The sequence below is a fragment of the Clostridium sp. genome (assembly GCF_050717635.1).
GTDB lineage: Bacteria > Bacillota > Clostridia > Clostridiales > Clostridiaceae > Clostridium_AD.
Genome location: NZ_JBOITO010000036.1, coordinates 254,941 through 270,663, shown reverse-complemented (window position 1 = coordinate 270,663; position 15,723 = coordinate 254,941). Strand labels below are relative to the sequence as shown.

The window sequence follows — 15,723 nt, the reverse complement described above, 5'->3', positions numbered from 1 at the left end:
ATTAAAAAGCAAGTGTATCATAATCCTCACCCTCTGGGGATTTTGATACACTTGCTTTTTATAATTTGCTTGCGGCATCCTTGTCTAAAATTACAGTTACATCTTGATGTAGTTGAAGGATTGAAGCAGGAATTTCAGGATTGATTTTACCATTTATGAGTTTGTAAATAGCATCAGCTTTTGAAAGTCCACTTGCTAAAAGGACAATTCTCTTTGAATACATTATAGTTTTTATTCCCATACTAATGGCTTTAGTAGGAACATCTTCTATCCTCTTAAATAATCTAGAGTTTGATTCTATAGTACTCTCATCTAAATTTACAAGGTGAGTTTCAGCTTCAAAATTGACATCCGGCTCATTAAAACCTATGTGTCCATTAACTCCTATTCCAAGAACTTGAATGTCAATGCCACCAGATTTTTTAATTTCTCTTTCATATCTCAAGCATTCCTCTTCTATGTTTTCAGCATCTCCATTTGGGACATTAATATTTTCATGTGAAATATTAATATGTTTAAAGAAATTGTGCATCATATAATAATAGTAACTTTGATTATTGTTTCCATCTATTCCGTAATATTCATCTAAGTTAAAAGACTTTACTTCTTTGAAATCAATTTCTTTTTTATTATATAATTTTATGAGTTCACTGTACATTCCAAGGGGAGTGTCTCCTGTTGCTAAACCTAGAATGGTATTTGGTTTTAAGATCATTTGACTGCTAACTAAGCTTGCAGCTTTCCAGCTCATTTCCTCATAATTGTCTACTACAATAATTCTCATTATAAGCACCTCTTCATTTCGTTTGATTTAAAAACTGTATTACCTTCTACTATGGTTTGTTGAACATCAAAATCACTATTTAAAATTACTATATCAGCGTACTTACCTACTTCTAGGCTGCCTTTTACTTTATCTAGTCCAAGCTCTCTAGCAGGATTAATGGATACTAAACTTATTGCTTCACATATCCCTATATCAGTATTATTCATAAAGTTTTTAACGCCTTCATTAAGTTTTAGAATACTTCCTGCTAAGGTCCCGTCCTCTAGTCTTGCGGAGTTATTTTTGACTATTACTTTCTGGCCTCCAAGTTCAGATACGCCATCTTTTAAACAACCTGCCCTCATTGAATCAGTAATTAAAATTATTCTGTCAAGTCCTTTAACTTTTTTTAATATATTAAATATTGAAGGATGAACATGAATCCCATCTGCTATTAATTCACAATATACATCGCTACTAAAAATTGCACCTACAATACCTGGCTTTCTATGATTTAGTGGAGTCATGGCATTGAAAGTATGTGTGGCGTGGCTAATTCCACATTTTATGGATTCCATTGTTTCTTCATACTGAGCATTAGAATGGCCTATTGAAAGTATTATATTTGTTTTTTCTTTAGTTTCTTTAATAAAATCATAGTTTTCATCCTCTTCAGGGGCTAAGGTTATGAGTTTTATAACATCAATATAGTCTTCAATAAATTTAAAATTAGGCTTAATAATAAAATCTTCCTTTTGAGCTCCTTTATACTTTTTATTTATGAAAGGACCTTCCATATGTGCTCCAAGAATTTTAGCTCCATTTATTTTCTTTTTCATTTGATTACGAACATTGTCAAGAGCAGCATATATCTTTTCTGCGCTCATAGTCATAGTAGTTGGAAGAAAACCTGTAACTCCATTTTGGGCAAGGAAGCTGCTTATAACATTCAGTGCCTCCTTGGTTCCATCCATAACATCATATCCACCAGAACCATGCACATGCATATCAATAAATCCTGGGGATACGAAATTTTCACCTGCATCAATAATTTCATCACATTTGAGCAGTGATTTTTTTAAATCTTCAGCTTCAACAAATTCTATTATTTTTTCATCAAACAATAGTGACTTCCCGTAAACTACGTCATTGTTAATAAGAATTTTTCCGTTAATTATGATTTTCAATTTTATATCCCCTCCATAGTTTAAGAGTTTGCCATACGTTTCCGTTACTTTTTTCTAATAATTTCATGGCATAAGTAATGCTACTGCCAGTTTCAATTGCAACAATTGCGGTTTTAGCGTCATAGTTACACTTCTGAACTACCTCATTAACTATACATTCATCAGCTTTAGTTGCCTCTTTAACTATTTCTTTAACTCTATTTTGAAGTTTAATATTAATAGGCTTTACATTAACCATTAAATTAGAATAGGTCTTTCCAAGTTTAATCATAACAGTAGTACTTATCATATTTAAAACCATTTTTTGAGCTGTACCAGCTTTCATTCTTGTTGATCCAAGTATTATCTCAGGACCTACAATAACTTGAATTGAAACATCGCATATCTCACTTATCACTCCGGTATCACTACAACTAATTCCAATAGCTTTGCAACCCAAAGATTTACCATATTTAAGAGCACTTATAGCATAGGGAGTATTTCCACTGGCTGTAATTCCAACTAAAATATCGTTTTTCCTAAGGTGTATTTCTTTTAAATCTATTATAGCAAGCTCAGTATCATCTTCTGTATGTTCAAGCCATCCACTTAGTGCATCAGTTCCACCAGAAACAATTCCTACAACAAGTGAATCATCAGTGCCAAAGGTAGGTGGACATTCAGATGCATCTATAACCCCAAGTTTTCCACTTGTACCACTGCCGATATAAATTAATCTGCCCTCATTTTCTATTGCAACTACTACTAAGTCCACAGCTTTTGAAATATTATCTAACTGTTTCTCAATTGCCACTGCTATTTGTTTATCTCCATCATTAATTTGCTGCAAGACTTCAATGGTATTTAATTCATCTAAATTCATAAATTCGCCCCCTACTCTAAAATAATTTCATATTTATATCTATCACTTCTATATATTGAATTAGTGTATTCTATAGGTGTTCCATCCTGAGTGTAAGTAGTTCTTTTAAACATAAGGGCTATTGAGTGTGGTTTTTGGTTTAAAAGGTTGCACTCATATTCACTTAGAATAATAGGCTCTATTGTCTGTTTTGCCTTTATTGGATTTATGCCATACTTTCCTCTGAAAATAGAGTAAAGAGATTTACCTTCTATCATTTCTGTTGTCATATCATTAAAAAGATGATGTGGAAGCCACACAGTTTCAATTGCCAGTGGTTCATCATTACTTAACCGTAATCTTTTAATTTCTATTAATTGTGTCGACGGATCTTCAATTTCTAATATTGTTTTAACCTGTTTTGTGGCTGGTTTTAATTTAAAAGAAAGAATTTTAGTTTGCGATTTAAAGCCCTTATCCTCCATTTCCTCAGTAAATCCTTTTAATTTAGAAATTTGTTGTTTTTCTTTAGGGGCGGATACAAAAGTACCTTTGCCCTGTTCTCTATATATAATGCCTTCATTAACAAGGTACATAATAGCTTTATTAACAGTCATTCTACTTACACATTGAATTTCACATAATTCTCTTTCAGCTGGGATCATATCACCAGGCTTTAATTCTTCATTTTCAATCATTTCTTGTAAAATTTCTTTAAGCTGATAATATAAGGGTAGAGGGTTAACTTTTGAAATTATACGCATATAAATTTCCTCCTAGGAATATAAATTAGTTCTACTTCAGTATATCATATAGTTAACATGTTGTATATACCAATATGGTGCCACCCACGTGGCAAGTGGCATCTTATGATATGGAAATATAAATTTTAACTATTTAAATAAAAATAAAAATAAAAATCAGTTAACTCATCTATTGGTTAACTGATTTTTATTTAATATTATATTATTTTGCCATTTCCTGAACTCCAGTGACTTTACTTGTAGCATCCATTTTGAAAGTGGATTTCGCTTCTGCTGTAGTAAAATATACATTTCCGTCAACTGTAGCATCTTTTAACTGGAAATCATTTGCTGAAACATAAAGGTCACCTTTGAAGGTTCCATGTTCTATGCTTCCCATCGGACTATTAAAAGTTAATTTTGGAGCAGTCAAAGTGTATCTAGCGGTTACATTTCGATCTTCATCTTGAGCGTAGAGGGCTATCTTACGTTGTATAACATCTTTACCAGCATCATCTTTTTTGCCGTTTTTATACTCGCCCTCAACTACTAGATCTTTGTCAAAAGTTAAGTTCTTTATTGTTGCAATTATCCACGTACCTTTACCACTTATGGCTTTTTCAAAAGCAGCTTCAGTATCTACTATTGAAGCTGTAGTTACTACTTCAGGTGTTGTTTCTGGCGGGGTTGTTTGTTTTGGTGGCGTTTCAGCAGCCTTAGAACAACCTACAAACAATACAATTAATAGAGCAGATGTTAATAGTATGATTTTTGATTTCATTAAAAATCCTCCTTATTCTGATAAGATATATTTGAATTTAGTATAACCAAAATCACATAAATTAATATTTTTTATATCAATATTGTTAACTTGTTTTATAAATTACAATATTGAAATAAAATAAAATATATGGTAATATTAGAGTAATAAGTTTTTAAATCTATGGAGGTGAAATAATGGCTATGTTCTTTTTAGAAAATACAATTTTAGATAGACTACCAATGTCACTGGCTGGAATCTCATTTACAGGTTTTCATTTTACTGGAGAAGTCTACCTAAAATTGAATATGTTACTAAAAAGAAGTGAGCTATTTTTGCCTTAACTACATTATAATTATATTATTTGTAAGCCTAGGTGAGGATTATCTTGCCTAGGTTTTTGTTTCGATTAAAAATTCGTTAGTATAGCTAATTTATATCAAAATACAAATAAAAACCTTGGTAAGTATATCTTACTGGGGTTTTATTATTTTGTACAGGGGAATTTAAATTAGAAAAATATAGAGGAGGAATTTATAATGATACAATTAGCGTTAAAAGAAGTAGAAAAATATTTTGGAGGTAATAGGATTTTTGAAAATATTACTTTTGAGGTTCAAGAAGGAGATAGAGTAGGACTCATAGGAAGAAATGGTACAGGTAAGACTACGGTTTTTAAAATTATTGCTGGTATAGAAAATCAAGATAAAGGTACCATATCCATAAGAAAAAATTCAACTATAGGTTATTTGCATCAAATACCGGATTACCCGGAAAAGTTTAAAGTAATAGATGTTTTAAAAATTGCTTTTAAGGTTCAATATGAAATAAATAGTCAAATGAAAATATTAGAAGTGCAGATGTCTAGTTTAAAGGGCGATGAATTAGAATATGCATTAAGAAAATATGGAGAACTGGGCGCTCTATATGAAACAAAAGGCGGTTATGATATAGAAGAAAAAATGAGCAAGGTTTGCACTGGGCTAAAGTTTAATGACGAGTTTTTGAGTAGAGATTTTATCAGTCTAAGTGGTGGTGAAAAAACTATTGTAATACTGGGCAAAATTCTACTGGAGAATCCAGATATACTTCTTTTAGACGAACCTTCAAATCATCTAGATGTGACATCTATTGAATGGCTTGAAGGCTACCTTAAAGCGTACAAAGGGACTGTAATAGTTATTTCACATGATAGATATTTTTTGGATAGAGTTGTAACAAAAGTGGTTGAAATTGAAGATGGAGAAACTTCTTTTTATCATGGTAATTACTCTTATTATGTTATTGAAAAGCAAAGAAGGGTCTTTGAACAGTTTGAAGCATATAAAGATCAACAGAAAAAAATAAAAGCTATGGAAAAAGCAATAAAGCAATTGAGGATATGGGCTGTTCAAGCAGATAATGAAAAGTTTTTTAAAAGAGCAGCAAGTATGCAAAAAAGATTAGATAAGGTAGAAAAAATTGATAAGCCTCTAATAAATCAACCTAAAATTCAATTGAATTTTGAAGATACTGATAGGTCTGGAAAGGACACTATAAGTATTAAAGGTTTATGTAAAAGCTTTGAACAGAAAGATATATTAGATAACTTATATTTAGAAGTAAGATTCGGTGAGCGTACGGCTTTAATAGGGGATAATGGAAGTGGTAAATCAACTATTATAAAAATTCTTTTAGGCGAAACTAATGGGGACTTAGGTGAGGTGAAGTTAGGATCTAATACGAAAATAGGATATCTCCCTCAAAATATAGAATTTAATAATGAAGAGCTAACAGTTCTTGAATCCTTTAGAGAGGACATTTATATTCTGGAAGGTCCAGCTAGAGGAATTCTTGCTAAGTTTTTATTCTATGGAGAAAGTGTGTTTAAAAAGGTTAAAAATCTTTCTGGTGGAGAAAAGAGTAGACTTAAACTTTGTATATTAATTCAAAATGATATAAATCTTTTGATACTGGATGAACCTACAAATCATTTGGATATCGATTCAAGAGAAAATCTTGAAGAAGCTTTAATGGAATTTAATGGGACTATATTATTTATATCTCATGATAGATTTTTCATTAACAAATTGGCAGAGAGAATATGCGAAATTGAAGATAAGAAGATTGTTGATTATAAGGGTAATTATGAATATTACAAAGAAAAGAAAAATGAGTTTAAAAGAAATAAAATAGAAACTACGTGTATTTATAAAGAGAAAAAATTAAAGAGTAAAGAAATTATCCACAAACAAACAAGTAATAACAAATTAAAAGAAGCAGAAAACTTAGAAAATACAATAAAAGAGCTTGAAGTAAATCTTAGTGATATAGATGTGGAAATGACGAATAAGGGCAGTGAATATGAAATATTATTGGAGTTAGGAAATAAAAAACAAAGAATTCAAGAAGAATTAGACATGATTATGGAAAAGTGGATGGAAATCGAAAACTCTTAGTGATATATTAATTTTATATACTGGCTCTTTATGGTATAATTTTCTTATGGTTAAAGCAACTTAAAACAAATTAATACACAAATTATATTAACGAAAGGAAGTTTTATTATGAACAACGAATTATTAGAAAAATATGCCCTCTTATTGGTGAAGGCAGGAATTAATATTCAAAAGAATCAAATCCTCGTAATTAATGCTCCTATAGAGTGTGCAGCATTTGTTAGAATCGCATCTAGAATTGCGTATATTGAAGGCGCTAGAGATGTAGTTGTAAACTGGAGAGATGAATTATCTGCAAAAATTAGATTCATGAATGCCCCTGAAGAGGTCTTTGAAGAATACCCTGATTGGCAGAGAGATTTTTATTTGTCCAATGTGCGCAAGGGAGCGGCGTTTTTAAGTATTTCAGCTTCTGACCCTGAGCTTATGATGGATGTTAATCCACAGAGATTGGCAAAATCGCATAAAGCAGCTAGTAATGCAATAAAGGAATATAGAGAAAGGCTTATGAGTAATAGAAATGTTTGGTGTGTTGCATCAATTCCAACAATATCTTGGGCAAAAAAAGTTTTTCCAGAAGTTTCAGAAGATGAAGCAGTGGAAAAACTTTGGGATGCTATATTTAAAACAGTAAGAGTTGATACAATTGACCCTGTTGCAGCATGGGAAACACATAAAGGAAACCTAAAGAAAAGTATGAATTTCTTAAATTCAAAGAATTTTAAGTATTTACAATATAAAAACTCCTTGGGTACTGATCTTAAAATTGAACTTCCAGAAGATCATTTATGGCTTGGGGGATCAGAGTATACTCCTGAAGGTGTAGAATTTATAGCTAATATGCCTACTGAGGAAGTATTTACACTTCCTAAAAAAACTGGGGTTAATGGAATAGTCGTAAGCTCAAAACCTCTAAACTATAATGGAAATTTAATAGAAGAATTTTCACTAACTTTTAAGGAAGGTAAGATTATAGATTTCAGCGCGAAAAAAGGTTACGATAGTTTAAAGAGCATTATTGAAACTGATGAAGGATCTTGTTATCTTGGTGAAGTAGCATTGGTACCGTATGATTCTCCAATATCTAATTCAAACATATTATTTTACAATACACTATTTGATGAAAATGCTTCATGCCATTTGGCTATTGGAAAAGCATATCCAGTATGTATAAAAAATGGTGAAAATTTAAGTGCGCAGGAACTCCAAAAACTTGAAGTTAATGATTCCTTTGTACATGAAGACTTTATGGTTGGCACAAAAGATTTGCAAATAGTAGGTATTACAAGAGATGGAAAAGAAGTGATTGTATTTAAAAATGGGAATTTTGTATTTTAATGCGTTAGACTGAAATAATTAGTCAGTATGATATCATACTGACTAGTTATTTTTTTTGTTATATGTTATGGGTATATTAAAAAATATATTTAAGTGTTGAATAAAATACATATATTAGTAAATAATTACAATGTATATACTAAATTAGAGAATAAGGAGTAAGTTATGGAAATAATTGATTTAAAGAAACTAACAAATAATAAGTTAGAACCAGTTTGTAAATTAGATGGAAAACTATTTTTGAGGGAAACAGTAGATGTATTTAGTGAAGATTTTAATGACCTAGGCATTATAAATTATTATACTTATAATACTTATGATAAAAAAATTACCAAAGTGAATACAGATAGAGATAAAATAATATTGGACTTTTTTCAGCAAAAAACAGTAGAGGGAGAAGACGGGTTTTATTATGTAACAGTTAAAAAGCAGATTTTAATTAACGAGTATAGCTTGAATAGTGTTAACATTAATACTTTAAAGGTCACAACAGTATTTAATTTTAAAATGGATAAGAAATTTGATTCTTTATTAGTTGAAAAATTAGATGAGGATACATATATAGTCTTTTTCAAGGAAGGGCATACATTAACATTTGAAGAATTTGAGAGTTTTGAAACTCCAGAAGAAAATTATGGATATGATAAGGCAATAATTTATAATACACGTAGTGAAGAAAACTTCGAAGTAGTGGATAAAGATTTTTTAAGAGGTCTCCGTTCAGTGTTTTTTAAAACTTCATTAAAAAATGAGCAGTGCGTTGTGTACGAAGAAAACTATTTAGAACCCTATGACAAAGAACAGATATATTTTGATATACAAGCTGGAGAGAAATCTAAGAAAGATAAGTTTTTTCACTGGGATCGTATTAGATACATACCAGTAAAAAAATTCATTAGAGGCATTGAAGAAGGCTCTGAGAAATTAGAATTTGTAGATTTGGAAACTCAAGGTATTGATGGTTACGAGTTTTTTGCTGGTACAGATAGTGATAATATATATTATGAAATAAATAAGTTTGGGAAAGTTAGAAATGATGTTATGGTTATTTTAAATAGGGGAAGCCTAGAAAAAACTTTTGTTACATTACTATCAGAAAATGATGAGGATACAACCATAAACTCCTCCAGTTATACTTGGAATTTAGATGGAAAGTATAAAGTGATTTTTCAAAAAAGGTTTTTCCCTAAAGGTAAAGTACGCGTGAAAGAAATTATGAGTGGTAATATTGATTATACTTATGCAGAAAAATTAGGGTATCCACAAGAATGCATTAATAATCGCTACCTAATTACGTTAAACATAAGAGATGGTCAAAAAACTTCAATAATAGACATGCAAACAGATAGTGTGGAAACTTATAAAAGCGAGCATATAGTTTTTGATGATGATTTAGTTTTATTCTAAATGATTAGTTTAAAAACGGTAAATAAATTTACCATATAAGTCACTAGACTTATATGGTTTTTATAATAAGAGCAATAGATCCATAATGGTGTATAGCATTATGAATCTATTGCTCTTATATTTTAAGGTGTGGGCAATTAATATAAATAATGTTTATAAAAGTGGATATTTTAGAGTAAATAAGAGAAACTATGTAATATAGAAAAACTATGTAAGATAAAAAAATAAAAGTCTAAGTATCAATTTGTATTGTAAAGGTGCTTATCTATGAGAAAAGGACATGGTGATTGCAATGGAAAATGGAAATCTAGATGGAAATATAGATTTAATTAGAAATGGGTTAGGTGCACAAAGTCCTATGGTAGTAAAGCATTTTTATATTGGTATTGATCAGCCTCTAGAAGCTGTTATTATCTATGTTAATGGAATTGCTAACAAGGACATTATTGATAGAGATATATTAAATCCTCTTATGCTTCATATACAAGAAAATTTAAAAGGGAAGGCTAACGTAGCGGATTATCTTAGTAAAAGATATGTTTCTATGAGTAATACATTGGTAGAGGTAGATTTGAAAGTTGTGATTAATTATCTAAAAAGAGGGAAAACTGCGGTACTAATAAATGGTGATTTAGGAGTAATAATAGCTGACACTACAGGTGGACAACAAAGGGCTATTATGGAGCCTATGAATGAAACTGCATCAAAAGGGCCAAGAGATGGTTTCGTAGAGAATTTAGAAGTGAATATTAGTCTAATACGAAGAAAAGTCAAAGATAATAACCTGACCATTGAGATATTAAATGTAGGTAGTAGAATGCAGAGTGATGTGGCAATAGTTTATTTAGATGGTGTAGCCGATAATCAAGTAGTTGAAGAATTAAGAAAGAGATTAGAAGCCATTAATGTAGATGGTGTACTTTCAGCTGGAGCGCTTGACCAGCTTATTGAAACCTATACCTATACAATTTTTCCACAAGCCGATAGTTCGGAAAGGCCAGATAGAGCTATTGGAAATATGTTAGAAGGGAGAATACTTGTTGTTTTAGAAGGAACACCAATGGTTCTTATGTATCCAGCAAAATTTATGCAGTTTTTTCAAGCGGTGGAGGATTATACGCAGAGAACTATACTATCTTCTTTTGTAAGATTTCTTAGGATTTTGGCGGCTTGCGTTGTCATTACCCTACCATCTATTTATTTAACACTAATAAAATTTAATGTAGAACTTATACCCATAAAATTCGTTACCCCAATTGTTCAGTCAAGGGTAGGAATTGCACTAACTCCATTTTTAGAGATTATGGCCATGGAAATAGTTGTGGAATTTTTAAGGGAGGGTGGATTAAGGCTTCCTACAAAAATAGCGCAAACATTAAGTTTAGTAGGAGGTATTATTATAGGGGATACGGCAATTCAATCTAAAATGGTTAGTCCTACTACCTTGCTTGTAGTGGGGATTACCGTAATTACTACTTTCTTAATCCCAAATTATGATATGTCTCTTTCTATTCGATTAATACGGTTTCCAATGCTTATACTAGCAAACATTATGGGCATATTTGGAATAGCTGTAGGGTGGTTTTTAATTTTAGTTCATCTCTCATCTTTAGATAGTTTAGGTGTACCATATTTTGCGTTTAATAAAAGTGATATGAAGGATACCTTTATTAGAGCTCCCTTGTGGAAGATGAACAAGCGGCCACAGGGAATTCCTACTGGGGACTCAACAAGGCAAACAGATTTTAGAAATAAGTTTATGAAAAAAAGGTAGTGAATAAAATGGAAGGGAACTCTAACAAAAATCAAAAGTACTTAACGGTGAGTCAGTTTGGCACTATTATTTTTGGTACCGTTGTTGGAGTTGGTATTTTATCACTTCCAAATGGTGTAGTAAAAACTGCTCATCAGGATGGATGGATTTCCGCTCTAATAGGTGGTATATATCCATTATATGTTGTAATTATTGCTAGCTATATTGGTAAAAAGTTTCCTAATGATAATATTTTAATTTTAAGTAAAAAGTATTTTGGTAAGATTCTTGGAACTAGCTTTAATTTAATATTTGCAACTTATTTTATTTTCGTTGCAGCATTAATTGCTAGTTATTATAGTAATTTAATGCGAAGTTATATGATGGGATTTCTTACTTCTTTTAAATTCCTAGGTATCCTCTTTATCTGTATTATTTATGCTGCTTCTAGAGGGCTGAAAGTAATAGGAAGAATAAGTGAAATTTGTTTTTATCTTACTATAGCTATGATGCTAACATCTACAAATGCTTTAAAATTTTCACATATTACAAATATTTATCCTGTATTCGGTTCTGGATTTAGTTCAATATTGAAGGGAGCTTTTCAGTCAACTTTTGCTTATTCAGGAGCGGAAATAATTCTACTGATTTATCCTTTTCTGAAAGAAAAAAAAAGGATGCTAGTAGCGTCGTTAATTAGTGTAACTATAGTTATAGTTATTTATGGTTGGTGTGTTTTCATAACCACATATTTTTTAGGACCAGATATTGTGAATAAAAGTTTTTGGTCGTTTCTGGTAGTTACAGAAAGTTTAAGTTTATCAGTAATTAATAACTATAGATATGTTTTTATGTATGTATGGAGCATAATTGCATTCAAAACTATTACCATTAACAGTTATGCAAGTGTATTTATTTTAAAGGATTTTGCATATAAAGTTCAGAAGAAAAAAATTTATTTTTTAATGTTTCCAATACTTTTATATTTAGCTTTTAATTATGGAAATGAGATAAGTAGGCAAAACATCAGTAATATTTTTTTACCGTGGTATACCTTATTTAATTTATTGTACATGACTGCTATTGCTGTATTTATTCTTTTTAAGAAAGGAGGCAAAGCTTGAACAAGAAAAAATACTTCATCATAATCATTGGAGTTTTTATTTATGTATTTATTATGATTGGCCAGGAAAGGGTTGCTATTGAAGCGGTAGCGACTATTAGTGGCATTGGCTATGATATTGAAAGAAAAGGCGAAGATATTATTGAATACAGTATACCAATTAATACAAACGTTTATAAATCTAGTGGTACACAAGAAAATGTTTTATTTAATGATAAGGGTCAAAATTTAGGTGAAATAATTCAGAAAAGACAACAAAAGATGGATAAAAAGTTTGTACAAGGGCAAGAACAGATAATTTTGATTAGCGAGGGATATGCAAGATATGGATTAGAAACTTTGATAGAGGATAGATTCAGAAATCCAGAAACAAATAGTAAAGCTTATATGGCAGTATGTAAAGGGAAAGCAGAAGATTTTTTAAAATATAATAAAAAAGGGTATAGTAACGCTTCAGAGTATATGAGTGGGCTTATAGAATTTTATAGTAATTACAGCTTTTTCTCTAATAACTACAAGATAATGGATGCATATGTTAGGATTGGAGCTGAGGGTAGAAGTCTGACGCTTCCATATATAGAATTAACCGAGGAAGGGATAGAAATCACTGGTATGGCAATTTTTAAAGATGATAAAATGGTACATCTTGCAGATATACATAAATCTAAAATACTTAATATTTTAAAAAATGACAATGTGCGTGGGATATTATCCCTTCAAAAGAGTTCTAAAGAATATATTGATTTTGATGCAGCAAGTAAAAAGAGAAAGGTAAAATGCTATAAACAAGGAGAGAAATACAGTTTCAATATATATTTGACCTTTACAGGTGCGGTTACTAATAATGAAATGTATGCTGATATGAAGGCGGATATAAACAAAAAAAAAGAATTTGAAAAAGATATGGAAAAGAGTATAGAAAAACAATGTGATGAATTTATAAAAACAATGAAGAGTGATTATAAGGTAGACTGTCTTTCACTTGGAAGAGAAGCTGCTGCAAAGTATGGAAGACAGAAGATGACTGATTGGAATAAAGTGGTTTCCAACGCAGAGATTAAAGTATATGTAGTAGTTAATGCAGATTTACAGGGTAGAGGAGATTATTAGGGATGCAGATAGAAAAGAAAAATCTACTAACTCCAAATGAGGTTACTTTTATATTAATAGCAATTATAGTTGATGTAACGGTAGCAAGTTTAGCTAATGATGTAATTGTTAATGCAAAACAAGATGGGTGGATTTCTGTGTTAATAGGGTCTATATACCCACTATATGTTGCTCTCTTAGCTATATATGTAAGTGGGAAATTTCCTAAGGAAAATATTTTAGTGCTTAGTAAAAAATACCTTGGCAAGAAGTTTGGAACCATGTTGAATTTCCTTTTTTTACTAAGCTTTTTCAGCTATTTTCCACCTCTAATTTCAACTTTTAGTATAATTGTAAGAACAGATACCACAGCTTCTTTAACTCCTTTAAAGATTTATGTAGTTTTATTTATTTTAGGAGCATATGCAGCAAGTAAAGGAATTAAAGTGCTTGGAAGAATATGTACTATAACCTTTTGGCTAACGCTTGCAATCATAATCCCTACTATTTCTATTTTAAAAGATGGAAGCTTTCTAAATGTAAGCCCTATATTTGGAACAGGAATAGTAAACATTTTAAAAGGAAGCTTGGATTGTGTTTATGATTATTCATTATTAGAACTTATATTTTTAATTTATCCCTTTATAAATGATAGTAAAAAGATAAAAAGTTCCGTTTTAAAGGCTGTAGGAATTACTACCGTTATGTATACATGGATTACTTTTATAACTATATATTATATGGGAAAAGATATTATTCCTAAGACAATATGGAGTTTTTTTGCAGTGACGTCGGCAGTAAGGGTTGAAATAGTAAACAATTTTAGGTATGTTTTTATATATTGCTGGTTAATTATCGCGATTAAATCTGTGGGAATTTTCAATTATGTGTGTGTTTTTATTTTAGATGATATTAAAAAAATAAAAAATAAAAAAGTAGTATATGTAGTTATTGCTATTGTAGTTATTATAATAGCAAACACATATTATGGGGATATGGTAGCAATGGATCAAATCACAAAATATACTTCCCCAATCAGCACTATATACAATTTAATGTATATAACCCTCATCGCCAGCTTAATATGGATAAAAAAAGGAAGGATAAAATGAAAAGAGTTTTGAACATAATATTTGTTATTTTTTTATGTAGTACATTAATTCTAGTATTTTTTGGCGGTGAGAAAATACACTTACTAAGTGTGGAGGATTTGGGCATTTCTGTGGGAATAGGTGTAGGCATAGATAAAGAGGTTGAGGGGGATATAAGCTATAGAATTACTTCCACAGCTAATACATATAGGTTAGATTCAAGTGTTGAAACTTTAATAGGTACAGGAGTAGGCAGTACTATTGGCAAAACAAGAGAAAATAGGCAAAAGAAAATAGGAAAAGAGTTTTTTTTAGGACTTACAAAAATTTGTTTAGTAGAAGAGGAATATGCTAAATACGGAATAAGAGCTTTAATGGATGTGAATTTTAAAAATCCTAAAATTAATGATAATGCATTTTTAGTGATATGTAAAGGTAGAAATGAAGAATATTTTAATTATACGATTCCAGGTTATGATAATTCAGCAGAGGGAATAGCTGATATGGTTGAAAACTCAGTAAACTATAATTTTTTCCAAAAGGGTTACATGCTTAAGGATGCAATATTATCAATGGATGCAGAGGGCAAAAATATAGTTAGTCCTTATATTGAAATAATGGAGGATGGAATTAAAATAAGTGGATTGACCGTTTTTAGTAAGGATAAGCTAGCTGCTATATTGGATATGAAGGATACAAGAATAATGAATATGTTAAGAGAAAATAACGTGAAGGGCATATTAACTATACAAAAGGATTCAGAGAAATATGTGAATTTTCAAGTAGAATCTAAAAGAAAAATAACTTGTAGGAAAATAGGGGATAAATATACTTTTAATATAAACTTAAATTTGAAAGGAGAAATTATTAACAATGAATTATATAAAGACATGGCATCAGACATAGAGGGAACCAAAAAATTTGAAGATGATATGGCAAGACAAGTGAGTGGAATGTGTACTGAATTCTTGGAGAAGATGAAGAATAAATATAAGCTAGACTTACTGCAGTTAGGATGGGTTGCTGCTGCAAAGTATGGTAGAGACACGGGAGTAGATTGGAATGAGGTTGTTTCTAATTCTAAAATCAACATAAATGTAAAGGTAAGTATTGATAAATTAGGAAGAGGACAGTATTAAATATAGCGTAAGTAATAAAGCAGTAATATGAAAATAGAAGGTGACACC

At 30.5% G+C, this 15,723-nt stretch carries 14 protein-coding genes; 9 read left to right on the top strand and 5 right to left on the bottom strand.

The genetic code is table 11. The annotated features are described in order from the left end of the window. Window positions 1-58: 58 nt before the first annotated feature. From nagB to ACREWB_RS17565, 5 genes are all read right to left on the bottom strand, one after another. Window positions 59-784, bottom strand: a complete 726-nt coding sequence (gene nagB, locus ACREWB_RS17585) for a glucosamine-6-phosphate deaminase (protein ID WP_431548763.1) — start codon at window positions 782-784, stop codon at window positions 59-61. Next, window positions 784-1,953 (bottom strand): N-acetylglucosamine-6-phosphate deacetylase, encoded by a 1,170-nt coding sequence (nagA, locus tag ACREWB_RS17580; protein WP_431548762.1) that lies wholly within the window; start codon window positions 1,951-1,953, stop codon window positions 784-786. The genes nagB and nagA overlap by 1 nt, the downstream gene beginning before the upstream one ends. After that, window positions 1,937-2,815: an N-acetylmuramic acid 6-phosphate etherase gene (gene murQ / locus ACREWB_RS17575; protein WP_431548761.1), complete on the bottom strand. Its 879-nt coding sequence runs from the start codon at window positions 2,813-2,815 to the stop codon at window positions 1,937-1,939. Before murQ ends, nagA begins: the two co-directional genes overlap by 17 nt. 11 nt (window positions 2,816-2,826) lie before the next feature. Beyond that, complete coding sequence (locus ACREWB_RS17570; RefSeq protein ID WP_431548760.1) at window positions 2,827-3,558, bottom strand: GntR family transcriptional regulator; 732 nt, start codon at window positions 3,556-3,558, stop codon at window positions 2,827-2,829. Between the two features lie 202 nt (window positions 3,559-3,760). Continuing rightward, the gene (locus ACREWB_RS17565) at window positions 3,761-4,318 is read right to left on the bottom strand and encodes a hypothetical protein (protein WP_431548759.1); all 558 of its coding nucleotides are present in this window, start codon (window positions 4,316-4,318) and stop codon (window positions 3,761-3,763) included. A 176-nt stretch (window positions 4,319-4,494) separates the two neighbouring features. Between ACREWB_RS17565 and ACREWB_RS17560 the strand changes: the two genes are divergently transcribed. From ACREWB_RS17560 to ACREWB_RS17520, 9 genes are all read left to right on the top strand, one after another. Then, a complete protein-coding gene (locus ACREWB_RS17560) occupies window positions 4,495-4,641 on the top strand; it encodes a hypothetical protein (protein ID WP_431548758.1) in 147 nt (48 codons plus the stop codon). 195 nt (window positions 4,642-4,836) lie between these two features. Further along, window positions 4,837-6,735: a ribosomal protection-like ABC-F family protein gene (abc-f, locus tag ACREWB_RS17555; protein WP_431548757.1), complete on the top strand. Its 1,899-nt coding sequence runs from the start codon at window positions 4,837-4,839 to the stop codon at window positions 6,733-6,735. A 108-nt stretch (window positions 6,736-6,843) separates the two neighbouring features. Continuing rightward, window positions 6,844-8,073, top strand: coding sequence for an aminopeptidase (locus ACREWB_RS17550; protein ID WP_431548756.1), 1,230 nt, complete (start codon window positions 6,844-6,846; stop codon window positions 8,071-8,073). 165 nt (window positions 8,074-8,238) lie between these two features. Beyond that, a complete protein-coding gene (locus ACREWB_RS17545; RefSeq protein ID WP_431548755.1) occupies window positions 8,239-9,480 on the top strand; it encodes a hypothetical protein in 1,242 nt (413 codons plus the stop codon). A 292-nt stretch (window positions 9,481-9,772) separates the two neighbouring features. Beyond that, window positions 9,773-11,254, top strand: coding sequence for a spore germination protein (locus ACREWB_RS17540; protein ID WP_431548754.1), 1,482 nt, complete (start codon window positions 9,773-9,775; stop codon window positions 11,252-11,254). Between the two features lie 8 nt (window positions 11,255-11,262). After that, a complete protein-coding gene (locus ACREWB_RS17535) occupies window positions 11,263-12,357 on the top strand; it encodes a GerAB/ArcD/ProY family transporter (protein ID WP_431548753.1) in 1,095 nt (364 codons plus the stop codon). Continuing rightward, a complete protein-coding gene (locus tag ACREWB_RS17530; protein WP_431548752.1) occupies window positions 12,354-13,466 on the top strand; it encodes a Ger(x)C family spore germination protein in 1,113 nt (370 codons plus the stop codon). The genes ACREWB_RS17535 and ACREWB_RS17530 overlap by 4 nt, the downstream gene beginning before the upstream one ends. Before the next feature lie 2 nt (window positions 13,467-13,468). Continuing rightward, complete coding sequence (locus ACREWB_RS17525) at window positions 13,469-14,557, top strand: GerAB/ArcD/ProY family transporter (RefSeq protein WP_431548751.1); 1,089 nt, start codon at window positions 13,469-13,471, stop codon at window positions 14,555-14,557. Then, complete coding sequence (locus ACREWB_RS17520) at window positions 14,554-15,675, top strand: Ger(x)C family spore germination protein (protein WP_431548750.1); 1,122 nt, start codon at window positions 14,554-14,556, stop codon at window positions 15,673-15,675. Before ACREWB_RS17525 ends, ACREWB_RS17520 begins: the two co-directional genes overlap by 4 nt. Window positions 15,676-15,723: the final 48 nt, after the last annotated feature.